General features: G+C 40.4%; 29 protein-coding genes and 1 pseudogene. 1 reads left to right on the top strand and 29 read right to left on the bottom strand.

Annotated elements, in window-relative coordinates:
• The 5 genes and pseudogenes from HMPREF2764_RS09455 to pbp2a all read right to left on the bottom strand — a co-directional run.
• A pseudogene (locus tag HMPREF2764_RS09455) lies at window positions 1-127 on the bottom strand (sigma-70 family RNA polymerase sigma factor); the annotation flags it as partial.
• A 120-nt stretch (window positions 128-247) separates the two neighbouring features.
• Window positions 248-784, bottom strand: coding sequence for a transcription termination/antitermination protein NusG (gene nusG, locus HMPREF2764_RS00570; protein ID WP_000376740.1), 537 nt, complete (start codon window positions 782-784; stop codon window positions 248-250).
• Between the two features lie 53 nt (window positions 785-837).
• On the bottom strand, window positions 838-1,014 hold the full coding sequence (gene secE, locus HMPREF2764_RS00565) for a preprotein translocase subunit SecE (RefSeq protein WP_001210990.1): 177 nt from the start codon (window positions 1,012-1,014) through the stop codon (window positions 838-840).
• Between the two features lie 9 nt (window positions 1,015-1,023).
• On the bottom strand, window positions 1,024-1,176 hold the full coding sequence (gene rpmG / locus HMPREF2764_RS00560) for a 50S ribosomal protein L33 (RefSeq protein WP_001809375.1): 153 nt from the start codon (window positions 1,174-1,176) through the stop codon (window positions 1,024-1,026).
• 52 nt (window positions 1,177-1,228) lie between these two features.
• Entirely contained in the window at window positions 1,229-3,424 is a 2,196-nt protein-coding gene (gene pbp2a, locus HMPREF2764_RS00555) for a penicillin-binding protein PBP2A (RefSeq protein WP_033684721.1), read from the bottom strand.
• An 86-nt stretch (window positions 3,425-3,510) separates the two neighbouring features.
• On the opposite strand from pbp2a, the gene HMPREF2764_RS00550 reads away from it, so the two are divergent.
• Window positions 3,511-4,386 (top strand): RluA family pseudouridine synthase, encoded by an 876-nt coding sequence (locus HMPREF2764_RS00550; protein ID WP_083306563.1) that lies wholly within the window; start codon window positions 3,511-3,513, stop codon window positions 4,384-4,386.
• Between the two features lie 67 nt (window positions 4,387-4,453).
• Here HMPREF2764_RS00550 and gap read toward each other — a convergent pair whose 3' ends face one another.
• The 24 genes from gap to HMPREF2764_RS00430 all read right to left on the bottom strand — a co-directional run bounded on the left by gap (window position 4,454) and on the right by HMPREF2764_RS00430 (window position 26,647).
• Window positions 4,454-5,464, bottom strand: coding sequence for a type I glyceraldehyde-3-phosphate dehydrogenase (gap, locus tag HMPREF2764_RS00545; protein ID WP_000260662.1), 1,011 nt, complete (start codon window positions 5,462-5,464; stop codon window positions 4,454-4,456).
• Window positions 5,465-5,782: 318 nt separating this feature from the next.
• On the bottom strand, window positions 5,783-8,434 hold the full coding sequence (gene adhE / locus HMPREF2764_RS00540; protein ID WP_070526336.1) for a bifunctional acetaldehyde-CoA/alcohol dehydrogenase: 2,652 nt from the start codon (window positions 8,432-8,434) through the stop codon (window positions 5,783-5,785).
• Window positions 8,435-8,734: 300 nt separating this feature from the next.
• The gene (locus tag HMPREF2764_RS00535) at window positions 8,735-9,145 is read right to left on the bottom strand and encodes an MORN repeat-containing protein (RefSeq protein ID WP_020902388.1); all 411 of its coding nucleotides are present in this window, start codon (window positions 9,143-9,145) and stop codon (window positions 8,735-8,737) included.
• Window positions 9,132-9,575, bottom strand: a complete 444-nt coding sequence (locus tag HMPREF2764_RS00530; RefSeq protein WP_020903613.1) for a low molecular weight protein-tyrosine-phosphatase — start codon at window positions 9,573-9,575, stop codon at window positions 9,132-9,134. Before HMPREF2764_RS00530 ends, HMPREF2764_RS00535 begins: the two co-directional genes overlap by 14 nt.
• Before the next feature lie 46 nt (window positions 9,576-9,621).
• Complete coding sequence (gene yajC / locus HMPREF2764_RS00525; protein WP_001069289.1) at window positions 9,622-9,921, bottom strand: preprotein translocase subunit YajC; 300 nt, start codon at window positions 9,919-9,921, stop codon at window positions 9,622-9,624.
• 116 nt (window positions 9,922-10,037) lie between these two features.
• Window positions 10,038-12,014: a transketolase gene (gene tkt / locus HMPREF2764_RS00520; protein WP_020903614.1), complete on the bottom strand. Its 1,977-nt coding sequence runs from the start codon at window positions 12,012-12,014 to the stop codon at window positions 10,038-10,040.
• Between the two features lie 115 nt (window positions 12,015-12,129).
• Window positions 12,130-12,753 carry a ribonuclease P gene (locus HMPREF2764_RS00515; RefSeq protein WP_070526333.1) on the bottom strand — a complete coding sequence of 208 codons (624 nt, stop codon included), beginning with the start codon at window positions 12,751-12,753 and terminating at the stop codon, window positions 12,130-12,132.
• Window positions 12,754-12,803: 50 nt separating this feature from the next.
• The gene (gene jag / locus HMPREF2764_RS00510; protein ID WP_000260003.1) at window positions 12,804-13,793 is read right to left on the bottom strand and encodes an RNA-binding cell elongation regulator Jag/EloR; all 990 of its coding nucleotides are present in this window, start codon (window positions 13,791-13,793) and stop codon (window positions 12,804-12,806) included.
• A 17-nt stretch (window positions 13,794-13,810) separates the two neighbouring features.
• Window positions 13,811-14,635, bottom strand: a complete 825-nt coding sequence (locus HMPREF2764_RS00505) for a membrane protein insertase YidC (RefSeq protein WP_025172897.1) — start codon at window positions 14,633-14,635, stop codon at window positions 13,811-13,813.
• Window positions 14,610-14,981 (bottom strand): ribonuclease P protein component, encoded by a 372-nt coding sequence (gene rnpA / locus HMPREF2764_RS00500; protein WP_000739245.1) that lies wholly within the window; start codon window positions 14,979-14,981, stop codon window positions 14,610-14,612. Before rnpA ends, HMPREF2764_RS00505 begins: the two co-directional genes overlap by 26 nt.
• Window positions 14,982-15,130: 149 nt before the next feature.
• Window positions 15,131-16,321 (bottom strand): acetate kinase, encoded by a 1,191-nt coding sequence (locus HMPREF2764_RS00495; protein WP_004257438.1) that lies wholly within the window; start codon window positions 16,319-16,321, stop codon window positions 15,131-15,133.
• Between the two features lie 50 nt (window positions 16,322-16,371).
• Complete coding sequence (locus HMPREF2764_RS00490) at window positions 16,372-17,325, bottom strand: class I SAM-dependent methyltransferase (protein WP_020903616.1); 954 nt, start codon at window positions 17,323-17,325, stop codon at window positions 16,372-16,374.
• A gap of 60 nt (window positions 17,326-17,385) precedes the next feature.
• Window positions 17,386-17,973, bottom strand: a complete 588-nt coding sequence (locus HMPREF2764_RS00485) for a class I SAM-dependent methyltransferase (protein ID WP_020903617.1) — start codon at window positions 17,971-17,973, stop codon at window positions 17,386-17,388.
• Window positions 17,974-18,005: 32 nt separating this feature from the next.
• Window positions 18,006-18,419 (bottom strand): competence type IV pilus minor pilin ComGG, encoded by a 414-nt coding sequence (gene comGG, locus HMPREF2764_RS00480; RefSeq protein WP_031233244.1) that lies wholly within the window; start codon window positions 18,417-18,419, stop codon window positions 18,006-18,008.
• On the bottom strand, window positions 18,397-18,858 hold the full coding sequence (gene comGF / locus HMPREF2764_RS00475) for a competence type IV pilus minor pilin ComGF (protein ID WP_049546623.1): 462 nt from the start codon (window positions 18,856-18,858) through the stop codon (window positions 18,397-18,399). Before comGF ends, comGG begins: the two co-directional genes overlap by 23 nt.
• Complete coding sequence (gene comGE, locus HMPREF2764_RS00470; protein WP_153199764.1) at window positions 18,821-19,123, bottom strand: competence type IV pilus minor pilin ComGE; 303 nt, start codon at window positions 19,121-19,123, stop codon at window positions 18,821-18,823. Before comGE ends, comGF begins: the two co-directional genes overlap by 38 nt.
• Window positions 19,086-19,520 carry a competence type IV pilus minor pilin ComGD gene (gene comGD, locus HMPREF2764_RS00465; protein WP_049546625.1) on the bottom strand — a complete coding sequence of 145 codons (435 nt, stop codon included), beginning with the start codon at window positions 19,518-19,520 and terminating at the stop codon, window positions 19,086-19,088. The genes comGE and comGD overlap by 38 nt, the downstream gene beginning before the upstream one ends.
• Complete coding sequence (gene comGC, locus HMPREF2764_RS00460; protein ID WP_024056742.1) at window positions 19,483-19,806, bottom strand: comG operon protein ComGC; 324 nt, start codon at window positions 19,804-19,806, stop codon at window positions 19,483-19,485. The genes comGD and comGC overlap by 38 nt, the downstream gene beginning before the upstream one ends.
• Before the next feature lies 1 nt (window position 19,807).
• The gene (comGB, locus tag HMPREF2764_RS00455; RefSeq protein WP_083306561.1) at window positions 19,808-20,824 is read right to left on the bottom strand and encodes a competence type IV pilus assembly protein ComGB; all 1,017 of its coding nucleotides are present in this window, start codon (window positions 20,822-20,824) and stop codon (window positions 19,808-19,810) included.
• On the bottom strand, window positions 20,772-21,713 hold the full coding sequence (gene comGA / locus HMPREF2764_RS00450; protein ID WP_070526327.1) for a competence type IV pilus ATPase ComGA: 942 nt from the start codon (window positions 21,711-21,713) through the stop codon (window positions 20,772-20,774). Before comGA ends, comGB begins: the two co-directional genes overlap by 53 nt.
• Window positions 21,714-21,789: 76 nt before the next feature.
• The gene (locus HMPREF2764_RS00445) at window positions 21,790-22,155 is read right to left on the bottom strand and encodes a DUF1033 family protein (protein WP_000286409.1); all 366 of its coding nucleotides are present in this window, start codon (window positions 22,153-22,155) and stop codon (window positions 21,790-21,792) included.
• A 150-nt stretch (window positions 22,156-22,305) separates the two neighbouring features.
• The gene (locus tag HMPREF2764_RS00440) at window positions 22,306-23,364 is read right to left on the bottom strand and encodes a zinc-dependent alcohol dehydrogenase family protein (protein WP_070526340.1); all 1,059 of its coding nucleotides are present in this window, start codon (window positions 23,362-23,364) and stop codon (window positions 22,306-22,308) included.
• A gap of 162 nt (window positions 23,365-23,526) precedes the next feature.
• Window positions 23,527-24,678: an N-acetylglucosamine-6-phosphate deacetylase gene (gene nagA / locus HMPREF2764_RS00435; protein ID WP_001134549.1), complete on the bottom strand. Its 1,152-nt coding sequence runs from the start codon at window positions 24,676-24,678 to the stop codon at window positions 23,527-23,529.
• A gap of 151 nt (window positions 24,679-24,829) precedes the next feature.
• The gene (locus HMPREF2764_RS00430) at window positions 24,830-26,647 is read right to left on the bottom strand and encodes an acyltransferase family protein (protein WP_070526324.1); all 1,818 of its coding nucleotides are present in this window, start codon (window positions 26,645-26,647) and stop codon (window positions 24,830-24,832) included.
• Window positions 26,648-26,665 lie beyond the last annotated feature (18 nt).

Genomic DNA, 26,665 nt, shown 5'->3' with positions numbered 1-26,665 from the left:
TAATCAATTCATGTAAGCAAATCATTCCCTCTTGGTCCCAATCTGATAGCTCCCATAAATGGAGATGATATTCATTTCTACACTTATATACAATCCCCTGGACTTCTTCATATAATTCTTTAAACATAACGTTCCCCTTTCTAGATACAGTCTAACAGATTCAGAAACACTTTTGTCCCATTTCCTCCATTCTGTTCCCTACACCGTCTAAACTGCACAAAAAAGAGAGGACATACCTCTCTTTGGGTTATAATTCTGCAATTTGGTTTAGGTTTACTTCTGCAACTGTGTCATTACCAAACATAGAGATAATCATCTTCACTTTATTGTTATCAATCTCTGTAATCTTACCAGTATAGTCTGCAAAAGCACCATCAATGATACGTACAGTTTGACCAACTTCAACATCGATATCAAACTCTTGTACAGTTTGTCCCATAGAAACCAAGATATCACGGATTTCTTGTTCCAATAATGGAGTTGGTTTTGATCTATTTCCGTGAGATCCGACGAATCCTGTAACGTTTGGTGTGTTTCGAACAACAAACCAAGCTTCATCTGTCATCACCATTTCCACAAGAACATAACCTGGAAAGCGATTCTCTTCTACTTCTTTTCTCTTTCCATTTTTTTCAACTTGCACTGTTTGTGTTGGAATTTCAACACGTAAAATATTATCCAACATATTGTAGGTTTGTGCACGTTGTAATAGATTTTCTTTTACCTTATTTTCATAACCAGAATAAGTTTGTAAAACAAACCATCCTTTATCAAAACTATCCATGATACTTCCTTTCATAATAGAAGATTTCTAGCGTGAATAACTCCACAGGTCTTCTAAAAAATGTTAATAAATCGAATCAAACCTGAAACAATCAACTTGTCAAAAATATAAATAATCACAACAAAGAAAGCAGTGTATTCCATGATAGAACGAAAATCTCTCCAGCTTTCCTTGCGAGTTGGCCATGTTGTGTCTTTAAGAAGTCTAAAAATATCTCCAATAAAACGCATCGCTCTCTCCTATCTCGTTTCTCTGTGTGTAGTGTACTTACCACAATGTTTACAAAATTTATTTACTTCTAGTCGTGTTGGCTTGGGGTTTCCGCTGATCTTGATTGAATAGTTTCTCGAACCACAAACCGCACAAGCTAGGCTTGCTTTTTTTAATGCCATAACGCCTCCATCTTATCTATTATAACAAGAAAGCTAGGCTTTGACAAGCATCTTAACGAAATAGATTGACTACCGAATCCCATATCGTTTGAGCCTTTTCCTTAATTTTAGCATCCGAGATAGCACGGCTAGCCTCATCTACCAGATTTTGTGCACGACTTCTAATATCAGAAAGGCTATTATCCGCCTGATTTTCTTCATTACTCTGTACTTGATTTCTTGTATTGGCTGGTGCAATTCCATTTTGCTTATAAGCATTTTCAACTGTAAAGGTACTTCCTGGCGTATAAGGTAAAATGGTATTTGCAATGTTTCTAAAGACATGGGCTGCACCGTTTGAAGTAGATCCTGCTAGATAGTGGCTTTCATCAGTGGTAGGGAAACCAAGCCAGTGACTAATCACTACATCCGGAGTATAACCAATTACCCACTGGTCACTTGTGTATTCAGGATTGAAAACAGCTTCAGTTGTTCCAGTTTTTCCTGCCATGACATAATCTGCAGGAGATGAACTAATACCGGTACCGTTGGTGAATGTCCCCAACATCATACTGGTCATCTTATCAGCTACAGACTTATCAATCACCCGTTTTTGTGAATTTTTATGGCTCGCAATGACCTGACCACTAGCATTTTCAATTCTACTAATAAAATGAGCTTCCGGCATTAAACCTTCATTTGCAAAGGCAGCATATGCTTGAGCCATTTGCAGAGGGTTGGTTTCAACACCGCTTCCCAAGGCGACGCCAAGAACACGGTCGACCTTTTCCATGTTGAGTCCGAATTTTTCGCCTGCCTCAAAAGCCTTATCAACGCCCAAATCATTAACAGTGGCAACAGCAGGCAGATTAAGCGATTCTGCCAAGGCTTGATACATAGGAACTTCTCGACTCGTTTTGATCCCGGCATAGTTATCAACCTTATAGCTGTCATACTGCATAGTATGGTTATCCAACTGCTTATTCAAAGCCCAGCCAGCTTCAACTGCAGGCGTATAAACAACTAAAGGCTTAATTGTAGAACCAGGGCTACGTTTTGATTGAGTTGCATAGTTGAAATTCCGGAATCCAGTTTTATCATTGCCAGCAACCTGACCGACAACTCCACGAACTCCACCTGTTTTCGGTTCGAGAGCCACACTTCCTGATTGAGCAAATGTTCCATCCTCTGCCCTCGGAAATAGCGATGTATTTTCATAGACAACCTGCATATTTGCTTGATAGTTTTGGTCCAGCTCTGTATAAATGCGGTAGCCATTATTGACAATTTCTTCCTCTGTTAGATTATACTTGGAAACAGCTTCATTAACCACCGCATCAAAGTAAGAAGGATAGCGATAATCTGAGATTTTTCCTTCATACTTATCGTGCAATTGCGAAGTCATATCAACTTCTGCAGCTTCGGTTTCTTGGTTTTTATCAATGTAACCCGCTGCAAGCATATTCTGCAAAACAGTATCGCGACGATTGGTAGAATCTTCTACAGAATTCAAAGGATTATACAGTTCCGGCCCCTTTAGCATTCCTGCCAGAGTCGCAGCTTGATCCAAACTCACTTCTGACGCAGAAACTCCAAAATATTTCTTACTCGCATCTTCTACACCCCACACACCATTTCCAAAATAAGCGTTGTTAAGGTACATGGTTAGAATTTGATCCTTACTATATTTTTTTGTTAATTCTAAGGCAAGGAAAAATTCTTTCGCTTTTCTCTCAACAGTTTGATCCTGCGACAGATAGGCATTTTTAGCCAGCTGTTGGGTAATAGTAGAACCACCACCTGAACGACCAGCAGTGATAATCGCCAAGAAGAAACGACCATAGTTAATCCCGTCATTTTTATAAAAAGAACGGTCTTCTGTCGCAATAACGGCATTCTGCAAATTTTTACTGATATCAGTCAGTTCAACATAGGTTCCTTTTTGACCAGACAAGGCACCAGCCTCCTTTTCTTCACGGTCAAAAATAAGAGTTCGAGTTTTCAAGGCATTTTGCAAATCATTGACATTGGTTGACTTGGCTACAGCAAACAAATAGGTTCCAACTAGCAAGCCTGCACTCAAACCTAGTATAAGGACAATCTTTGTTAGATGATAGCGACGCCAGAATTTTCGAATTGGACCCACTTGGGCTAATTTTTTTCTATCACTGCGAGAACGACGCAAGCTAGTAGACCCAGAATCCTCTGATTCACTTGTTTCTTTTTTAAAAAGAGAAAGAAATTTCTCGAATAATTTATCTAATTTCATGCGTTTATTTTATCATCTTCATCATAGGAAGACAAGAATTTAGCTATTTCCTATCAAAATAGGGCTTTTTTTGTTACAATATCTGTATGCAATTCACATTTACATTACCAGACTCTCTACCTCAAATGACGGTAAAGCAATTACTTGAGGAACAACTCCTCATTCCTAGAAAAATCCGGCATTTTTTGAGAATCAAGAAACATATTTTAATTAATCAGCGAGAAGTTCGCTGGAACGAGATGGTAAATCCTGGAGATATTTGCCAGTTAACGTTTGACAAGGAAGATTATCCCGAAAAAGAAATCCCTTGGGGCAATCCTAACCTCGTTCAAGAGGTTTATCAAGATCAACACTTGATTATTGTCAACAAACCAGAGGGGATGAAAACGCATGGTAATCAGCCAAACGAAATCGCCCTTCTTAACCATGTCAGTGCCTATGTTGGCCAAACCTGCTATGTCGTTCATCGTCTGGACATGGAAACCAGTGGTTTGGTTCTCTTTGCCAAAAATCCTTTTATCCTGCCTATTCTCAATCGCTTACTGGAGAAAAAAGAGATTTCTAGGGAATATTGGGCACAGGTCGACGGACATATCAACAGCAAAGAACTTGTTTTCAAAGACAAAATTGGACGTGATAGCCATGATCGCAGAAAGCGAATAGTTGATACAAAAAATGGACAATATGCTGAAACACATGTAAGCAGATTAAAGCAATTCCCAAACAAAACTTCCTTGGTTCGTTGCAAACTAAAGACAGGGCGAACCCATCAAATTCGTGTGCACCTTTCGCATCATAACTTCCCTATTTTAGGCGACCCTCTCTATAATAGTAAATCAAAAACAAGTCGGCTTATGCTCCACGCCTTTCGACTGTCCTTTACCCATCCGCTTACTCTAGAGAAATTAAGCTTCACTACCCTATCAGATACTTTTGAAAAAGAGTTAAAAAAGAATGGATGATAGCGTCATCCATTTTTAAATATTTAAAAAGCAAGACCAGAGGCCTTGCTTTTTATCGACTCATGAATTATTTAGCGATTTTTGCGAAGTATTCAAGAGTACGAACAAGTTGTGCAGTGTATGACATTTCGTTGTCGTACCATGATACAACTTTAACCAATTGTTTACCGTCAACGTCAAGAACTTTAGTTTGAGTTGCGTCAAACAATGAACCGTAAGACATACCTAGGATATCTGAAGATACGATTGGATCTTCAGTGTATCCGTATGATTCGTTTGAAGCTGCTTTCATAGCTGCGTTCACTTCGTCAACAGTAACGTTCTTTTCAAGAACTGCTACCAACTCAGTTACAGAACCTGCTGGAACAGGAACACGTTGAGCAGCTCCGTCCAATTTACCGTTCAATTCTGGGATTACAAGACCGATAGCTTTTGCAGCACCAGTTGAGTTAGGAACGATGTTTACAGCACCAGCGCGAGCACGGCGAAGGTCACCACCACGGTGTGGTCCGTCAAGAATCATTTGGTCACCAGTGTAAGCGTGGATAGTAGTCATCAATCCTTCAACAACACCAAAGTTGTCTTGAAGAGCTTTAGCCATTGGAGCCAAGCAGTTTGTAGTACATGAAGCACCTGAGATAACTGTTTCAGTACCGTCAAGAACGTCGTGGTTAGTGTTGAATACAACTGTTTTAACGTCGTTTCCACCAGGAGCAGTGATAACAACTTTTTTAGCTCCACCAGCGTGCAAGTGTTTTTCAGCAGCTGCTTTCTTAGCAAAGAAACCAGTAGCTTCAAGAACGATTTCTACACCGTCGTTAGCCCAGTCGATTTGTTCTGGATCACGTTCAGCAGAAACTTTGATGAATTTACCGTTAACTTCAAATCCACCTTCTTTAACTTCAACAGTACCGTCGAAACGACCTTGAGTTGTGTCGTATTTCAACAAGTGTGCAAGCATAACTGGATCTGTAAGGTCGTTGATACGAGTAACTTCAACACCTTCTACGTTTTGGATACGACGGAAAGCAAGACGACCGATACGTCCGAAACCGTTAATACCAACTTTAACTACCATTAGTGATTTCCTCCTTATGAAAATCATGAAATTTTTATTGTGAAAAGAGTAACTTGAATCACTACAAATCACCTTTCAACAAACCTATTATATAACTATTTAAATTTAATTGCAAGTACGGGCATTGTTTTTTGTCTCCACCTTACTTATTTTTCTTTCTTCTTTCAAAGCCTATACTGCTGTCTTTCTTTGTCTACATAGTCATTTCCCACTTTTCTTTTGAGATAAAAATCTAAAACAGAAAGCTAAAATTTATTTTCGATACTCCAATTTCACAAAAAAGAGACAGGAAATTCCTGTCTCTAGGCTGATAAACGATTATTTACGGCGTCCTGGTCTTTCTTTGTAACCATAGTAAGAATCTTCGATGATTTCTTGCATGTGGTCAACCATTGGAAGACGTGGGTTAGCTGGTGAACATTGGTCTTCATAAGCAAGGAAGGCCAATTCACGAGAATGTTCTTTCCATTCTTTTTCATCGATTCCTTGTGCTTTGAAGTTCATTTGGATACCTACGCGCTCACCAAGTTCGTAGACAGCTTTTGCGTAAGATTCCACACCTTCTTCTGGAGTAGAAGCTGGAAGTCCAAGCATGCGTGCGATATCTTGGTATTTTTCATCCGCACGGTAGTAGTTGTACTTAGGCCATGTTGCTGTCTTAGCTGGACGTGTACCGTTGTAACGGATAACGTATGGAAGCAAGATTGCATTTGTACGACCGTGGATTGTGTGGAATTGCGCACCGATTTTGTGAGCCATTGAGTGAGAAATACCTAGGAAGGCATTAGCAAAGGCCATACCAGCGATTGTTGAAGCGTTGTGCATTTTTTCGCGTGAATGGAAGTCTGCATTCTTAACTGAGCTTTCAAGGTTTTCAAATACAAGCTTGATGGCTTGAAGTGCAAGACCGTCAGTGTAGTCGCTAGCCATTTGTGATACGTAAGCTTCAGTCGCGTGAGTCAATACGTCCATACCAGTATCAGCAGCAACAAATCCAGGAACTGTCAATACCAAAGCAGGGTCTACGATTGCCACAGTTGGTGTCAATGAGTAGTCAGCGATTGGGTATTTACGGTTATTTGCTTTATCAGAGATAACGGCAAATGGTGTTACTTCAGATCCTGTACCAGATGTTGTTGGGATTGCGATGAATTTAGTCTTCTTACCAAGCAATGGGAATTTGAAGGCACGTTTACGGATATCCATGAATTTTTGTACAAGGTCACGGAAGTCCACTTCTGGTTGTTCGTAGAAGAGCCACATTACTTTAGCAGCATCCATTGGAGATCCACCACCAAGAGCGATGATTGTATCTGGTTTGAAGGCACGCATAATCTCAGTACCACGTTCAACTGTAGTGATATCTGGATCTGGTTCTACATCAGCAAAGATTTGGTAAACAACCTTATTGCGACGAAGATCAAGTTGTTCGATGATACGATCAAGGAAACCAAGCTCTACCATGGCATGGTCAGTAACGATCATGACACGTTCAACGTCACGACATTTTTGAAGGTATTGAATTGAATCACGTTCAAAGTATGTTTTTGAAGGAAGTTTCATCCATTGCATGTTATTTCTCCGTCTTCCGACTTTTTTGATATTCAAGAGGTTAATGGCACTAACGTTATCCCCAACTGAGTTTCGTCCGTAAGAACCACATCCAAGTGTCAATGATGGCAAGAAGGCATTGTAAACGTCCCCGATACCACCGAAAGTAGAAGGTGAGTTACAGATAACACGAATAGCTTTAACAGCTTTACCAAATTCTTTAGTCAATTCTTCGTCAGCTGTGTGGATAGCTGCTGAGTGTCCAAGACCGTTAAATTCAACCATTTGACGAGCTTTGGAAATACCATCTTCACGGCTTTCAGATTTCAAAACTGCGATAACTGGTGACAATTTTTCACGGGTCAATGGCTCGTTTTCACCAACTTCTTTACATTCTGCAGCAAGAATATTTGTTCCTTCTGGAACTGTAAATCCTGCTTGTTCTGCAATCCAAGTTGCTGGCTTACCAACGATGTCAGCGTTCAATTTCGCACCAGCACAGTTTTTGCTGTTTGCTTTCACGCCGAAGCAGAATTCTTCAAGAAGAGCTTTTTCTTTTTTGTTTACAAAGTAAGTGTGGTAAGATTTGAACTCTGCTACAAATTCATCGTAAATTTCTTTATCAATGATAACCGCTTGCTCTGAGGCACAGACCATACCGTTATCAAATGATTTAGACATGACGATATCGTGTGCTGCTTGACGGATGTTAGCTGATTTTTCAACATAAGCTGGAACGTTTCCGGCACCTACCCCAAGAGCTGGTTTACCACATGAGTACGCAGCCTTCACCATTGCGTTACCACCTGTTGCAAGGATTATCGCAACACCTTCGTGGTTCATAAGAGCACTAGTTGCTTCCATAGATGGTTCAGTGATCCATTGCACACAGTTTTCAGGTGCACCAGCTGCGATAGCTGCATCGCGGACGATACGAGCTGCATGAGCAGATGATTCTTGTGCTGATGGATGGAAGGCAAAAACGATTGGATTACGTGTCTTCAATGAAATCAATGATTTGAAGATTGCTGTTGATGTTGGGTTTGTTGTTGGAGTGATACCACAGACAACACCAACTGGTTCAGCGATAAGAGTCAAACCTGTTACATCGTCTTCTTCGATAACACCAACTGTTTTAGTGTGACGCATGTTGTTTACCACGTGTTCACAAGCAAACAAGTTCTTAGTTGCTTTATCTTCGAATACACCACGTCCTGTTTCTTCAAAGGCATGTAAAGCCAATTCTCCGTGGGCATCCAAAGCTGCTACTGATGCTTTAGCAACGATGTAGTCAACTTGCTCTTGATCCAATTTACGCATTTCTTCAAGGGCAACTAGAGCTTTTTGCACCAATCCATCAACATGCTTTTCAGCAGCGAGTTTCTTTTCCTCTGGTGTCACAGTTTTTTTATCAGCCATATTTTCCTCCATAGCTTTCAAGGATCGATATCCTTTGTTAATTTTTTCACAAGTTTATTATAACGCATTATTTCAACTTTGTAAACAGTTTCATAAATATTTCACAAAGAATTTTTTATTGTTTGTGAATTTTTTCTCATTTTCTTTACTTATCAAGTTTTTTCTTTAGAGTTTGTGAAATGAATTTCAAATATTTTTTTATTTCACAAGCTTGATTGGAAGAGGAACTTGGAAAGAGATAAATTTTCTAGTAAGCGCTTACTTTTAGATGATAACAATACCTCCTTTGATAAGGAGGCTTTATTTTTGTTGAAAAACGCCTTGTTTAAAAGTCCCTTCATAAACAACTTCTTGTTCTGTTGTTAGTTTTCCTTTTCCTTCAGCCTGACCATTTACAAAATCGCCTTCGTAGGTCCAGCCTTCTTTAGATTGAAAGGTACCTTTTCCGTTGAAGGCTCCATTGTTGAAACCACCTGTATATTGGTCCCCATTTTGGAAGGTAATGGTTCCTTGGCCATTCATTTTACCACGTACAAGACTGCCGTCGTAAACAATGGTTCCATTATCAAGCTTTAGAACACCTTTTCCGGGAATATTTAGAAAAAAGACGAGTACGGCACAAAAAACAATGGTAACTACTGCCAAAAGCTCTAAACGTGGACGAGTCAGATAGACACGATACTTTTCGTAAAAATTCTTAAGATTTTCCATCTTCACTCTCCTTCTCTAAACGTTCTAACCATGCTTGACACCCCTCTTGAACACGCTGATAGGTTTCCTCAAAATCTCCTGTATACCAAGGATCTGGAACACTTTCAGATGCAAATGAGTAAATCTTATCTTGACAGTCTACTGGACACATCTGACGTAGGTCAGAAACATTTGAAGCGTCCATTCCGATAATATAATCAAAGGCTTCAAAATCTTCCTTACTAATCTGAAGCGATGTCTTGCCTTTATCATAAGGAATCTCATACTGTTGAAAAATCCCTTGAGTTCCCTTATGAATCGGATTGCCATGTTCCCAAGAAGAAGTCGCTCGACTTTGGATTTCATAATTATCTGTCATTGATTTCATAACAAACTCAGCCATAGGACTACGGCAAATATTCCCCAGACAGACAAAGACTAGTTTTTTCATCCCATTTCCTTTCTTTTATAGAAAAACGGGAGTTAGTAATCCCGTCTTATTTTTCAATTGCGCCTTCTAGTGAAGCTGTTTCTTTCAGCGGTAATACGGTCTTGATAGCAGCTAGTTCAAAAGTCAAGTAAACTCCATCTACATCAAGAACAATCGTTCTCTTCTCAGTATCTACTTCATCGACTGTTCCGTAAAGTCCACCGATTGTAATCACTTCATAGCCTTTTTGCAGTTTATTTAAGCTTTCCATACGTTTTTGTGCTTGTTTCTTTTGAGAGCGTTGCATAAAGAACATCAAGCCCAACATCGCTACAAGCATAATTAAAAATGTATAATTTGGATTCATTTTCTTCTCCTTTGTCTTTTACATAGGACTACTATATCAAATTTCAGCTACTTTTACAAGATTGTACCTTGCTTTTCTAATAAGAAAAACCAGAGCTTGCGCCCTGATTTTTAGGATTATTTCAAGTTTTGAACGACTTTTACAAGATTTTCAACTGTAAAGCCATATTCTGCCAATACTTTTGGTGCTGGGGCAGAGGCTCCAAAGGTATCAATACCGAGAACAGCACCATCTAGTCCAACATATTTGTACCAGTTTTGACTTGCACCCATTTCGACTGCAACACGACGGCGAACTGCATTTGGAAGAATTTCTTCCTTGTAAGCTGCATCTTGTTTATCAAAGACATCTGTAGATGGCATGCTGACTACACGAACTTTTGCGCCTTGACTAGCCAATTCTTTGGCAGCTGAGACAGCAAGATTAACCTCTGAACCTGTCGCAATCAAGATGGTATCAAAGTCTGCTGCATTTTCATAGACAACATAAGCACCTTTAGCAACCTTGTCGAAGTCTGTTCCTTCTTCAACAGTCAAGTTTTGACGTGTCAAGACAAGGGCAGTTGGTGTTTTTTCGCTTGTCACTGCAAGGTACCAAGCTGCTTGCGTTTCACGCGCATCTGCTGGACGGAAAACATTCAGATTTGGCATGGCACGAAGACCTGCTAAATGCTCAACTGGTTCATGAGTTGGACCGTCTTCCCCAACTGCGATTGAATCGTGGGTAAAGACATAAGTCACAGGAAGTCCTTGCAAAGCTGACAAGCGGACAGCTGCCTTCACATAGTCAGAGAAGACGAAGAAAGTTCCACCGTATACACGAAGTCCACCGTGAAGGGCCATCCCGTTCAAGATCGTTCCCATGGCAAATTCACGAACACCAAACTGAATGTTACGGTTCAAGCGATTGGCATCGTCTTGAAGTCCGTCAGTCTTGATATAAGTCATGTTTGAGTGAGCGAGGTCAGCTGATCCACCTAGGAAAGTTGGCAACTTAGCCGCTACAACGTTTAAGGCATCCTGACTCGAGTTACGAGTTGCTTGAGAGAAGCCATTTTCTAATGCTGGGAAGTCTGCTGGAGTCACTTCAACTGGATCACGTCCATCGATGATAGCCTCTACTTCTGCAGCCAATTCTGGATGCGCTTCTTTATAATCAGCAACTAATTTAGTCCAAGTTTGATAAGCTGATGCGCCACGGTCTGCAACATGTTCTTTGAAATCAGCATAAACTTGTTCTGGAATTTCAAATGGTTCGTAGTCCCAACCAAGGGCTTGACGAGTTGCTACAGTTTCATCTGCTCCAAGAGGAGCACCGTGTACGGCATTAGTTCCCTGTTTATTTGGAGAACCGTATCCAATAACAGTCTTCACTTCAATCAAAGATGGTTTACCTGAAGCTTTTGCTGTTTCGATAGCTGCATGGATTGCTTCCAAGTCTGTTCCATCTTCAACCAAGGCAGTATGCCAACCGTAGGCATTGTAACGGTCACGAACACTTTCTGTAAAGGAATCCTTTGTCTCACCATCCAAGTTGATGTCATTTGAATCATAAAGGACAACCAACTTATCTAGTTTTTGCAAACCTGCGTATGAAGCCGCCTCACTTGAGACACCTTCCATCAAGTCTCCGTCTCCACAGATAACATAAGTATAGTGGTCAAAGATATTGTAGCCTTCGCGGTTATATTTGGCTGCCAAGAAACGTTCTGCCTGGGCAAAACCAGTAGCAGTTGAAATCCCTTGACCTAGGGGACCTGTCGTAGCATCAATCCCTGCCGTATGGCCAAATTCTGGGTGACCTGGTGTTTTTGAACCCCATTGACGGAAGCTCTTGATCTCATCCATACTAACATCTTCAAAACCAGAAAGGTGAAGAAGGGCATAAAGGAGCATTGAACCATGTCCTGCTGAAAGAATAAAACGGTCGCGGTTAATCCAGTTTGGTTGAGCTGGATTGATACGAAGTTGTTTTGTAAAGAGGCTGTAAGCCATCGGAGCCGCTCCCATAACCACACCTGGGTGACCTGAGTTGGCTTTGTTGATAGCGTCAATACCTAGGAAACGAATTGCATTAACAGATAGATTTGACATAGAATTTCCTTTCTATTTGAGGTGATTATTGAATCACACATTCTATTTTACTATTATATGAAAAAATACATAGAATAGCAATTAAACAATTCGACGTAAATAAGTATTCTATTTGCTATCCTCTAGTCGCCTGATAGTAGGGAAGTAAGCGTTCATAAGCATCTTCTAATTTTTCTAAAATCACTTCTAATGATTGATTTTCTATGATAGAAACATCTGCTTTAACTAACACTTTTCGGATTTCTTGACCGCCTACCTTCTCGACTAAGACCTGACGATTTTCTTCGCTCGCCTCCCACCGTTGACTTTGGCCATCAGAGTAGGCTAAATAATAAATCCCTTCTACCGCTGGAATTTCTAGGACCTTGGCCTGCTTTCCTAAAGTTTGCTCATCTTTCTTGCGCTCGATGAAACTGACTTCTAGTGAGACTCCAAAATCAGAAGGACTTCCATACAAACGAAGAGCCAACATAGGTTCTGTCACTTTCCCCTCACGCTGTATATAAGCCCAGAAGTGTGGTCGCAAGCGCTGCGCTTGGTTCATCCACTGGCTAGTCTGTTGGAGTTGCCATTCTGGATGGCTTGCTTGAAAGGCTTTGGCTAACTCTGTAAAAGCCTTTCTGGCCTCTTGACCTTTGTGGCGAAATGCCATCATTTTCTCTCGTTCTTCTCCCGCTTTATCAGGATTACGGTACTGTAAACCTGCAAAGTCTAGATAGTCTCTTATCTTATTCAACATTAATTTAATCTCCTCCAGCTAGCAAAAAATCAGGATAACCCTGATTTTACTTATTCTGTATCTACGACAACATAACGATTTGGCTCATCACCTTCAGAGTAACTGGTCACGCCATCCATACGTGAAATAATACGATGAATAATCTTGCGTTCACTATTTGACATAGGATCTGTTTGATGACTACGTCCTTCTTCTAAAACACGAGTCGCCAATTTTTGAGCATAGGTCTGCAAGACTTCTGCACGATGTTCAACATAATCATTGACATTAATAGTAATGTAGAAGGTTCTTGCATAGCGGTTGTAAAGATAATTTTGAGCCAATAGTTGTAAGGCCTTCAAAACTTTACCATGGTAACCGATAATACGACCTGGCTCATTGGTATCAATTTGTAAATTGATGCTACGACGGTTATAATCATTTGAAATCGTCGCCTCAACATCCATATCATCAATGATTGTTTGGACATAAGTCGTTACTTCCGTAGCTACTTGTTCAATGTCAAAGCTCGGTTCCACTTTTAAGCCCAAATCTTCTAATTCTTGACTTTCAGTTTGTTCAGCTCGACTCTCAACAATAGGAGTTTCTACTTCTTCCCCGAAACCAGCTTCTTCAAGCTGTAATTCATTTAAAATCTCAATATGCCCAGTTTCTTCTAAAATGGTGTTAGCATGTTTTTCATTTTTCAAAATTTCAGCCTTAACTTCATCAGAAACCCCTTGGCCTTCTTCTTCAATCTTTTTAATTGCTTCTACAACATGCCCTAAATCAACAGTCGCTTGACTGACTGTTTTGACTGGTTCATTTTGTTCGTTAATTTCTTTAGGAACACCCTTTACAGCCTGCTGATTAGCTTTAATGACCGTTGTTTCACTAATAGCTTCAATATCAACTTGAGCTGGTTTTTTACCAAATAAACCAAGAAAGCCATTTTTTTCACGAGAAATGACTTTGATATGAGCCTTCAGTCTTGGGATATCTAATTCTTTCAATCCTTTCTGGATTGCTTCTTCAACAGTTGAACCTGTAAATACTACCATTACCAGATTCCTCCTTATTATTTCGTTTTCTGAGCCTTTTTCTTGGCTTTTCTTTTTCTATTTTCCAAATCTTTCTGTGCCTGAACTACCGCCTCGCGCTCTGCGATAATCTTGAATGGATTGTTCAAGAAATAGGTTTGCAAGACTTGATAAGCATTGGACACTGTCCAGTATAGGGCGACTCCACCTGGTGCATAAACTGCAAAGATAAAGATCAAGACTGGAATCCCATACATCATCGCAGTCGTAGCGCCATTACGCTCAGACAAGGCCTTGTTGGACAACCAAGTACTTAAAAAGGTAAATACAGCTGCTAAAATCGGAAGAACAAGGGTTGTATCCACACCACCAAGGTTAATCCATAAGAAATGACCTGTCTTTAAAAAGTCAACTCTTGATAGAGCTTGGAACAAGGCCAAGATAACCGGCATCTGAATCAAAATCGGCCAAAGAGAATCTGACTGTCTGACACCCATTTCTTTAAAGACTTTACGCATTTCTTGCTCTAGCTTAGTTCTGCTTTCCATATCTCGACCTGGATATTGTTCTCGAAGCGCCTTAATACGTGGTTGAGCTTCCTGCATTTTTCTGGAAGCCACCATTTGCACTTGAAAGACTGGCAAAAGCAGTGTACGAATCAAGACCGTAAAGAGAATAATTCCCACTCCGATACTGATATCAAATGATAAAAAGCGAATGATTTCCGCAAAGAAGTAAACAAATTTACTCCAAAAATCAGCCGAATCGGCTGTAATATCGCTAGTTGCCCCATTTGTTGCACAGGCTGTCATGATCAATAGGGACAGTCCTAGCAAACTAGTCAACTGTAGTTTCTTTTTCACTCCCATTTCCTTCCTGGTAAATCTTTGATAATTTTAATACGTGGAGTAGATTTTTCTCCATCTCTGCGTATCCCAAGGTTTCGACCCCTTTTCGAGCAATGACAACAAAGTCGACATCTTCTACCAGACTCCCTTTGGCATTCTGGATAATATGCCGAATCCGTCGCTTAATTTGATTTCTAGTGACGGCATTCCCCAGCTTTTTGCTAACTGATAGACCTACTCGAAAATGGTTTTTCTGGTTTTCTAATTGGTAGACAACAAATTTGCGATTGGCAAAACTTGTCCCCTCCTTGAAAATCGCCTTAAAATCTTTCTCTCTTTTTACACGAAAGTTTTTCTTCAAAACTCAACTCCATCTATTAAATTACTACTATTATACCATATTTTTCAAAAAAGCCAATCATAGCAAGGTTTTGGACATTTCCATCAGAAAAAGAAGCTGGAAAAATCTCTTTTCCAACTCCTTGTACGGAATATTTTTACTAGTTTTACTTATTTTTTCAAGCGTTCAACGTCACGGGCAATGACCAATTCTTCATCTGTTGGAATAACCAAGACACGGATTTTCGCTGCCTCTGTTGAGATGTCTCCTGTCACACCAAAGACATTCTTCTCTGGGTCAACATCACAGCCGAACCAAGAGATACCTGAAATAACATCTTCACGTACGTTTGCAGCATTTTCACCGATACCTGCAGTAAAGATAATAGCATCTGCTCCATTTAAGACTGCAAGGTATTGACCGATATGTTTTTGGATACGGTCAACATACATTTCATAAGCCAAAGTGGCATCGTGGTCCCCTTCTTTCATGGCAGCAATCACATCACGCATATCACTAGATTTACCTGAAACCCCCATTAGTCCTGATTCACGATTAAGAACGTGACTAATGTCTTCAGGAGTATTAAAGTCCTCTGTATATTGCATTAAGTAAGGAATGATAGCTGGGTCAATATCTCCTGTACGTGTTCCCATCATCACACCACCAAGTGGAGTGAATCCCATTGAAGTATCGACAGATTGACCGCCCTTAACTGCTGTGATAGAAGCTCCATTACCGATATGGCAAGTAATCAATTTCAAGTCTTCTAATGGACGGCCCAAGAGTTTTGCAGCTTCTCCTGCTACAAACTGGTGACTTGTACCGTGGGCACCATATTTACGAACCTTGTTTTCTGTGTAATATTTTGTTGGTAGAGGGTAGCGATAAGCTTTCTCTGGCATAGTTGTGTGGAATGAAGTATCAAAAACAACTACACTGGTAATGTCTGGCAACAATTCCTTGAAGGCACGAACACCTGCTGCATTGGCTGGATTATGGAGAGGAGCCAACAAGCTCAACTCTTCAACTTTTTCTAAAACATCTCCCTCAACGACTGTTGATTCTTTGAAATATTCTCCACCGGCAACAACACGGTGTCCAACACCTGTAATCTCATCATAAGCCTTGATAATATCGAAACGAATCAAGTCATCCAATAAGATTTTAACAGCTTGTGTGTGATTTTCGATATCCAAAATTTGTTGTTCAGAACGGCCATCAAATTTTACAGTTGAAATAGAATCTTTCAAACCAATCCGTTCAATTAAACCTTTAGCAAGAACTTTTTCCTCTGGCATTTGATAAAGTTGCCATTTCAAACTTGAACTTCCCGCATTGATTGCAATTGTTTTTGTCATAACATGATACCCCTTTTTAAGCGTTTTCATCTATTATAACAAAATCTATTTTATATTTCAGTACCTTGAGTCCATTTTTGAAAATTTTCTTTAAATTTCATTAAAACACTTGCATCTTGCAAGCTAGCAAGCGGATAAACAAAAGGATCTACTGCTGTTTCACTTTTCTTCTGTAAGATAAAAATCGTCTTGGATTGTTTAGCACTGGCAAAAAGATTTTCAGGCAGACTGATCATGGCAACCAGACTCGCTTCCTCTTTCAACCACCCTTTCAACAAATCACTCTGAGGACTGGTCAACAAATCACTCGGAGAGAGAAAAATAGCGTATCCATCTGACTTGAGATACTTAAGGCCTTGTTCCATGAGCAAGTGATGGGCGTAAGTATGTTCTTGGCTAGAAGCAACTTGATGACGCGACGCAACGGCGTCATCAGGATAATAGCCGACAGGCAAGTCGCTGATGACCACATCGCTTTCTTTGAGCATTTGTGGACGAACGGCATCTCCTTGGACAAAACCAGCCTGCAAACCAATTACATCTGCCATACTAGCCGCCAAATCAATCAGCAAATCATCCACTTCCATTCCCAAGTAATCCACCTTTTTATCAAGCGAGGTCAAGAAAGTAGCGCCCAAAATTCCCATCCCAGAACCCATTTCGAGGATCGTAATCTCCTTCTCTTTAAACAACTCTTCCACAATAAACACCAAAAGTAAAGCAATGGCATCTGGTGTAAACTGGTGATTGGCCTGTAGGGGCTCTGTCTGCCCAGCCTTCATCAAGAGAAACTGGTAGGTTTTGAGCCATTCTTCTTTGCGAAGCGCTAAGCGTTTAAGGGCCTGATTGTTTTCCTTGACCTGCTCTAACTCAGTCTCACCATCCAAATAGATGCTGTTTTGCTCCACCAGGGCGTCATAAAAGTTGGTCGCCAAATCACTTTGGATGACTTGGACATTCTCTAGTAAATACGTATAAGCTTGTTCAATTTTTTCAAAATCCATATTCCTATCTTATCAAATTTCCCTTCTTTTTTCCATCCTTATAGAAAAATCACTCCCTGATTAAGCGAGTGATTTTTGGGCTACTGTTAAAAAGAGTTCTGAGTAATTTCCTTGAAACAGGTCTTCAGCGCTATAGAGGATCTGACTATGTACAGATGAAAAACCAAACTGGGCTAGCCTGTTTTCCAGTTCAACCAATTCAAATCCATGATGGTTAGCCTCTGTCTTGGTAAAATCAGCAAGTAGGAGTTGTCCATCTTCCTTCAAATGTTGATGAAACAGTGAGAGAGCCGCATCCAAATCAGGCATATGATGAAGAACACGACAAACAACAATGAGATCAAACTCTTGCTCTAAGGGATTTTTCAGTAAATCTTGTTCCAAAAACTGGATATTCTTGATGTCTTGCTGCTCCGCTTTCAAACGAGCTTGTTCCAGCATTTTCTCCGAAATATCCACCAATGTTACAGACTTAGCTTGCTTGGCTAGGGGCAAGGTTAACAGACCCGTCCCTCCACCGAAATCCAAAATTTCTTTGTCTAATAGAAGATCAATCTGTTTCTCGACTGCTTGACAAACCAAGTTTGCAAGGAAGATATTTTTAGGGGAATCAAAAGTTTCTGCTTTGTGGTTAAAATCATGTTTCATATTTTTAGTTTAGCACAAAGTAGCTTGATTGGCTAGGAATTCTCTTTCTTTTCAGCCTTCTCTTCTGATTTTTTCTTCTCTGCTTGATTACTTGAATCAGTCACTACCTTTTCCTTTTTATCTATTTTCTCTTCTTTGATTTTGACTGAAGGAAAGATGAACTCATATTGACTCTTAGGCGTACGAACCGTCGTCACCAAGCTTGTTTTCTTGTTTTGATAGCTTACCTGACCTAGATTAAAGACCTGTTCCCCACTTTCTTGCTCAACCTTATCTTTGGTTCGCTTAGCCATGGCAAAAGCAATCAGCTTTTCTTTATTCAAAGCATAGTCTTGATAGTGGGCGACTTGTCTGTTCAAGTAAAATTGTAACAAAAGACTAAAGATGGCTGCCATAGTGACTGCATAGAGGAGAACACCTGCCTTAACTTTTTTCTTTTTCCACACGATAGATGAACTCCCTTTCTAAGCCTTTTTGGAACTGGAAATGAAAGCGCACCAGTTGGTTGTCCTCTGTAATCTGAGCTGATTTGAGTCCATAAATCATAGGCTGATATCCTCGTCCACTGGCATCAGTTTTTCGAAAATCATCCGATTTTGACTTACCTATCGCAATTTCCTTGCCATCCTGCTTCATATAGAGGCGATTGCCCTCCACTTTTTCGAATTGCGAACGGTCTAATTCTGCCTCCAGCTGGTCCACAAACAAGAGCCACTCCTTTTGCTCGCTTTGCTGCTGGTAGCGAACTTCTGAAATGAGGAGCTGACTCATGGCTTGAAAGAGGAGTAGGCTCCCACTGATAACAATAAGGGCAATCAGGGATTCCAACAAGGTGAAAGCCTTGACCTTATGGCTCTTTGATAGCCAACAACTGTTCTGAACCATGATAAACCTCCAATCCCTTTTCACTAGAAAACACCTGAATCTTAACTCCGTTGATGTTTACCTGATTTTGACCTGTCTGCAAGGCCATCTTAGCTACCCTCAAAACTTCTTCCTTTTGCAAGATTCTTGCTTCTTCCTGCCTATTTTTCTGAATTTGTCCCAAAAGGAGGGTTGCAATGCTAGCAAAGATAGCTAAAGCAACTACTGCTTCCAGTAAAATCACTGCCCTAATTTTTTGTTTCCTTAATGCGTTTAATTTTTCCATTTCCTAGATATAACTGATAGCGAATCGTTCCTTTACTGGTCTGAAATTCAACCTTAGCCAGGGACGAATTTCCCCCAGCTCGGTCAAATGTAATACTTTGTCCTGATGGTGCCTGAATTCCTTTAGGAACTGTCAACTTTTGACTGTCATTACTGATTGTGTGCCCATCTAAGTTTAGACTAGTCTTTTGCTGACTAGCTACACTGCGTTTTTGAGTTTCCCGATAGAGTTCTTCAAACTCCATAAAGAAAATCTGCTCCTCTACCGCCGCAAAAGTGGACTGGACAGAGCCGGATAAGCCCAAGGCAAGGATACTCACAAGTCCCAAAACCAAGAGGCTTTCCAGCATGGTAAATGCCTTAATCTGCAACGGTTTGACTGGTATTTTGTTTAGCATGGTATTCTTTATAAGCTTTAGCCTGTTCTTCTGTGATTCGCCCATCTGCTTGTAACTTACTTAGGCTAGCATCTTCATTTTTATCCAAACTATAAAGCTCTGCCTGGCTTTCTACCACCTTAACAACAGCAGCTTTCCCTTTGTCGTTGACTGCTTCTTTTTGCTTGGTCAGATTAGGTACAAAGAGCAGGAGAAGCACGCTGATGATGAGCAAGACCACCAACATTTCCACAAGTGTGAAAGCCTTCACTTTCGCTTTTTTCAAGAATGTCATGAGTTTTTTCATTTTAAAAATTTACCTCCATATTTTGATACATGGGCATGAGCATTGCCGCATAAAGTAAAACGATAATCAGAGCCACAAAGATAAAGACCAATGGCTGCACCAGATTCATGGTACGATTGACTCGGGTAAAAAAGGTTTCCCAAGTTTTTTCAGCATAGATTTCCAACTCACTCCCCAGCTTGGACTTGACTTCCCCATACTCGATGATAAGACTCAACTCCTTTTTAAAGAAAGGATAGGTTGCTATTGTTTGAGAAAATTCCCGACCATTTTGTAGGGCTTGAGCCAAATCTCGACCGATTTCTTTAAAGAGTTGGGAACCTTGTTCCTGCATGATCTGAAAAATCTGCATCAGCTCCATCCCCTGCGAAATCATATTCCCCCATTCACGCGCATAATAAGCTGTCAAATAGGTTTGCACAAAGATTCCAAGAAAGGGAAGGCGTGCTAAGATAGAAAAGACCCGCATCTTAGAACTTCTTTTATAAAAAGTTAGTGCTAAAAGGACACCTACTGAAACAAACCCTACCATGCCTAGAAAAATTTGTGGCAGATTACCGATAATTTGAGTGGCAATATTGCTACTATCCAGTTGTGGTAGTAGGTAGTTGCGTAGTCCCAGCATAATTAAGAGAAGAAAACCCAGCAAAATCAAGGGATAGGTCGCTACTTCAATTAGTTTTTTCTTGACCTTGGCAAGATTGTCTAGATATTCTTCTATCTTTCCCAAACTCAGGTGGAGATTCCCATGGACTTCAGCTAGAGATAACTGAGTGACAATGGCACTTGAAAAGCCCAAACTTTCCATCATTTCTGAGAATGATTTCCCCTGAGATAAGCCCGCACGCATCTGGGTCACACACTGCTTGTCCAACAAGGCACTCCTATCTAGAAAGGAGATAGTCTCCACCAGATGAAAACCGCTGGAAAAGAGATTATTAAACAAGGTGATGATATTTTTTTGCTTAGCTGTAGCTAATTTTTTCCGTTTCAGCCTGAAGACTTGTGATATGTCCATCTTTAAGAAGCTGGTCAATCTGCGCATTCCAGCGAGTTGGCTGGTGTTCTTGATAGTCTTTGTTTGCAAAGTCAACGATTCCTCCTCCCCCGATTAATCTCTGGTAGCAGACTCCTTGCAGAACGACTGCCAATTCCTCCTCACTCACGCCCAACTCCAGTAAACGTTCATAAACTCCTCGGATACTCTTGGCGTGAATGGTTGAAAAGACTGTCGCCCCTGTCAAACTGGCTCTGACCACTGCACGCGCCGTCTCACTATCCCGAATTTCGCCGATAATCAAGAGATCTGGTCGATGACGCAAAGAAAGCTTGATGAGATTTTCATAGGTTAGCCCAATCGCTTCATTCAACTGCAACTGGAGCATGTCGTCCTGCTTGATTTCTACAGGATCTTCGATGGACATGACTTGTTGTCCCTTAAAAAGGGACTTGGCCAATTCATGCATCAGGGTTGTCTTGCCACTGCCGACTGGACCAGCAAAGAGATAGAGTCCCCGTTGCCTGTACTTCTTTCCCAGTTCTTCAATATTCTGAAACCAAAAATGCAAGTCCTGCTCCTCATCGTGCAACAAGCGAATAACTAAACTCTCATGCCCTCGATAATCGCCAACGGTAGACAAACGTAGGGACGCCATCTTATCGTCATAGGTATAATCGCAGGAACCTAGCTGACTACGTCGCTTTTCCCCAACATTCATACCTGCCACAAACTTGAAATGACTGATGACGGCCGCAAACTTTTCAAAATCATAACAACCGATTTTACAACGCTCGTCTCCTATCCTCATATGAAGCTCATAGGCGTCTAACTTAGGGACAAAATAAATATCCTGCGCCCCTTTTTTCCGAGCCGAACGAATGATTTCTTGTGCAATTTCTTGAACCATACTTACCTCCTCACCTATACTATTCGCAAAGAGTTGGAAAAAATAAAAAAGCAACTCCAAAAAAGTTACTTTTTCTCTATTTTAATTTCATACGGCAAGAACGATGCCTTTCCTGACCGGTTTGTTTTTCATAGCCTGGGCGTAGTTTTTCATCTGGGATAACCTGCTCATCCTGTAAAAGAGCCAACGAATGGTATTGTTGTAAATACTCATCACATTCATCGCACCAGCGTTGGTCTTCTGGATCCCAAAAAATGGTCATCAAGTCACTTCTGCTTTTATAAAGAGGGGATTCTTGTTCCAATCTAAACCAGCAAGTTTTGTAGTATTTGAGAGCATCATAATACTGGTCAAACTTCTTACTTGCTACAATATCTTCTTCCCAACCTTCTAAGAACCACCACGGTTCAAAATCTCCGTACATTTCTATAACACGATACATATTCATTCATTCCTTTGTACCGTATATTATAACCAATTCCGCTAAACAAGGAAAGAAATATGCTCATTTCTTAATTTTTTTGATAAAAAATCCAGCCATCCTATGATGACTGAATTTCTATTTGCTTATGTTCCAAAATGTTTTTACTACTTAAGCTTCTGAAATATCATTTTCGATAATGACCTTAATTGCATGGTGGTCTGCTGCCTTACTGAAAACTTCATAGGCTTTTTCAATTTCACTTAGTTTGAAATAATGAGTTACCAATTTTTCTGGTTCAATCTTATGACTTTCAAGAGCTTTCAACAATTGTGGAGTTGTATTTGTAGATACCAAACCAGTTGTTACATTGATGTTGCGAATCCAAAGTTTATCCAAATCGAATTCGACTGGTTTACCATGTACACCACAGTTGGCAACTGTTCCGTCTACACCGATAATCTTTTGACAAAAATCAAATGTTGCAGGAATACCAACAGCTTCGATAGCAACATCCACACCACGACCATCTGTCAAATCATAAATTTCTTTAATGGCTTCTTCAGGGTCTGAAGAATTAATCTTGTGAGTCGCACCAAATGATACAGCAGTTTCCAAGCGGTTATCGTCTAAGTCTACCATAATCAATTTAGCTGGTGAATAGAATTGAGCTGTCAAAAGAGCAGCCAATCCAACTGGACCTGAACCAATAATGGCCACACTACAACCAGGTTCTACTTTCCCTTTCAAGACACCAATTTCATACCCAGTAGGCAAAATGTCTGATAGCATAACCAAGGCTTCATCTGACAAGTCTTCTGGAGTGTGGTAAAGAGTGTTATCTGCATGAGGAACACGTAAATATTCAGCCTGCATACCATCAATCAAGTGACCGAAAATCCATCCCCCTTCGTCTTCACAGTGGGCATAAATTCCTTTTTTACAGTAGTAGCATTTACCACAGGCACAGACACAAGAAATCAAGACCTTATCGCCTTTTTTGAAGTTCGAAACTCCTTCCCCAACTTCTTCAACTATCCCAATCCCTTCGTGACCAAGAATGGTACCACTTTGGCAAGCAGGAACATCCCCTTTGATAATATGGAGGTCTGTTCCACAAATAGTGGTTTTTACGATACGCACAATAGCGTCTGTTGGCTTGCGAATCACTGGTTTGTCTACATCAACAAAAGAAGCAAGTCCTGTTTTAACATAAGTATAGGCTTTCATAAAGCATTCCTCCGTTTTTTTATTTGTACTATTTATAATATAATTGTAAGCCTTTTCGTTTGTTTCTTCAAGTTTTTTTGTGATTTTTTTAACTTTTTTATTTACCGGTAAAGCAATATAGATAAAAAAGCAGAAGCTAGTCACTAACTTCTGCTTTCTCTCTTATGCTTGATAACGTTTCACACCATCTAGATAGGTTGCTACCAATTCCAAATCTTTATCTAATACGATAAAGTCTGCGTCGTAGCCTTCACGGATTTGACCACAGACATCATCAATGTGAACAGATTTAGCTGGGTTAAGGCTAGCCATCATGACCGCTTCGTGTGGATTTGCAATACCCCACTCGACTACATTTCTCATACCATCTTTAAGTTTGAGGATAGAACCTGCCAAATTACCAGTAGATTTGAGACGTGCAGTTCCATTTGCTACTACAACAGGGAATTCTCCCAACATATAGTCACCGTCTTCAAGCCCACCAGCTGTCATACAGTCCGTAATAAGAGCGATGTTTTCTGTCCCCTTTTGCTTAAGTAAAATCTCACAAGCTTTTGGATCTACGTGATAACCATCACAAATCAATTCTGCGTAAGTATGTGGGAGCTCATACATAGCTCCTACCATACCGAGTTCGCGGTGTGTTAAACCACGCATCCCATTATAGGCATGTACCCAAACACTAGCTCCAGCATCGACTGCCTTCTTAGCTTGTTCAAATGTCGCATCTGAGTGTCCAAGTGCAACTGTCACACCTTCACCTGTAATAGTACGTACAAAATCTTCCACCCCATCACGTTCTGGTGCAATAGCGATTTTATTTAGCATCCCTTTTGCAGCATCCTGCCAAGAATGAAACTCCTCAACACCCGGGTCTCTCATATAAGTTGGATTTTGTGCCCCCTTAAAAGTTTCTGTGAAATATGGACCTTCATAATAAATTCCACGAATCTTAGCACCTGTTGCTTCTTTATAATGGTTTCCAAGATTTTCAGTGACTGCAAGCAATTGCTCATAAGTGGCTGTTAAAGTTGTGGGCAAGAAACTGGTAACACCGGTACTAAGAAGTCCTTCACTCATAGTATGCAATGTACCTTCAATGTTGTTGTCCATCACATCTACACCTGCATATCCATGAATATGAGTATCCACAAGACCTGGTGCAATGCTATAACCAGTATAGTCAAGAACCTCTGCTCCTTCAGGAATTTGATCCACATGTTTCCCAAATTTGCCATCAACAAGTTCTAAGTACCCACCGCGACGAATGCCAAATGGATAGAAAAACTGATCCGCTTTAACGTAATTAGGCATAATAATGACCTCCTTAAAAGATTACTTTTGATATTTATTATGTCAATTACATTATAAACCTTTCTGATTCATTTGTAAATGGTATAGACCTGTTTTCTAGATATATTTTAAAAGAGCTGGATTTCTCCAACTCTTCTCTTTTTAATACAAGTTATTTTGATTTGACTGGCTTGTCTTGAGCTGTTTGCAAGGCTGCAGCAATGGTATCTGCATACAATTTAGCTCCTGCTTCAATTTTACTATTGTCACTTCCAAAATGGACTTGGTCTGTCCCAGTCCAAATTTCTGGATGTTCCTTAGCAGCTTGATTCCAATCTGCTATCGTGATGTAAGGAGTCTTCTCTGCTAATTCTCTCATATAGGCAGCCGCCTTCTCAACGATTGCGTAAGTCTCTTTTGTCTTATCCCCCTCATAAGGAGTCACCAAAACCATATGGTGCCCCTTAGGAAGATTTTTTACGATACTATCCCAGTCTTCCTTGTAATTTTCAGGATTATTTACCCCAGTTGCAATAACCACCATCTTTGGTAGAAATTTATTCTGGCTATTGTTGAGCATGATTTCGTTGGCGGTCTTGGTTGTTCTGCTGACTTGTGCATTAATCTGTGCTCCAGGAAGGGCTGTCTGCAAGGCTGTATTAGCTCTTAGTGCTACCGAATCACCAATTAACATAGTGCCATCAGCAATTCCTAAACTATCAGCTTCTACTCGTTCTGTCATCACCTTGGTCTGGCTAATATTTGTTGCAGCTTGCTTCAAGCCATTGACAGTTAAGTCTGTCTCAAAAGCTCCCACTTGTGGTGCCAGCAAAGTTACTAAGAAGACAATGAAGGCCAAGATTCCAGTACTTGCTGCAAGGATTGTGTGAATATGAGGCAGGGGACGAAGGGCTTGTATAATAGGTGTGTTCTTTCCCGCAATCCAAGGTTCCAGCACATAAAATGACAGGCTGGCAAATCCATAAGAAAAAAACAAAGTCAGTAACACAGCAAGAAGATTTGATGTCAACTGTGAGAAAATGATATAGAAAGGCCAATGGAAAAGATAAACCGCATAGCTAGTATCCGCTAAAAAGCTGATAATCTTTGGCTCCTGCATGTTAGGAGTCTTTTCATGTAAGACACGCGCCGCCAGAATCATAGCAAGGGCTGCAAGGCTGGCAAGCAAGAAGCCCATAAGATAGGCAAAGAGATAGGTAAATTTGACAAAGAAGGTCAAAATGAGTAAGAATCCAAAACCTCCTCCAAAAACCAAAAGGGTCTTGCGTAAATCCCAGATTTTATCCAATTGCTTAACTAGGGAAGTCGTCTGACGAACGCCTACAATCGTTGCTAACACACTTCCCAAAAAGAATGGATAGATATGAGTTAAACTGGAGAAGTAAACAGAAGAATAAGAAGTTACTAGAAAACTACCAATAAACATAGAGAAGAAGCTGATCAAGAAGGCAGCAGCAGACAAGAGAAAGACCATTCCCTTCAACTGACCATTTGATTTAGCCTGTTTGGATAAGAACCAAACTGCCAAGCCCCAGAGGATATAGTAGTGAACCTCAACAGCCAAGCTCCAATTATGAACAAACAAATGAGGAATGAACTGAGATTCATAACTTCCTCCTGTTAGAAGTTCATAGAAGTTGGTCATGAAGCCTAAGACACCCGCAATTTGACCCCCAATTCCAGCCACATAATCTTGGCGAACTAGAAAGGTAAAGGGCATGGTTACCAAGACCATCAAAACCACAGGTGGTACGATACGATAAAAGCGTCTCCTAAAAAATCCAACCAAATCAATTTCATGATTTTTAGAAAATTCTTCGATAAGTAGAGCTGTAATCAGGAAACCTGAAAATGTAAAAAAGACATCTACCCCGAAAAATCCTCCAGGAAAGATCGTCTGAAAGAAATGATACAAGAGTACCAAAAGTAAACCTGTAATCCTAATCAAGGAAAACCATTTAATACGCATACGAGTTTATTCTCCCTT

Source organism: Streptococcus sp. HMSC073F11 (assembly GCF_001810785.1).
In the GTDB taxonomy this organism is placed as follows: Bacteria; Bacillota; Bacilli; order Lactobacillales; family Streptococcaceae; genus Streptococcus.
Note: the sequence above shows the minus strand (reverse complement) of the source record. Positions and strands in the feature narration are given on the sequence as shown.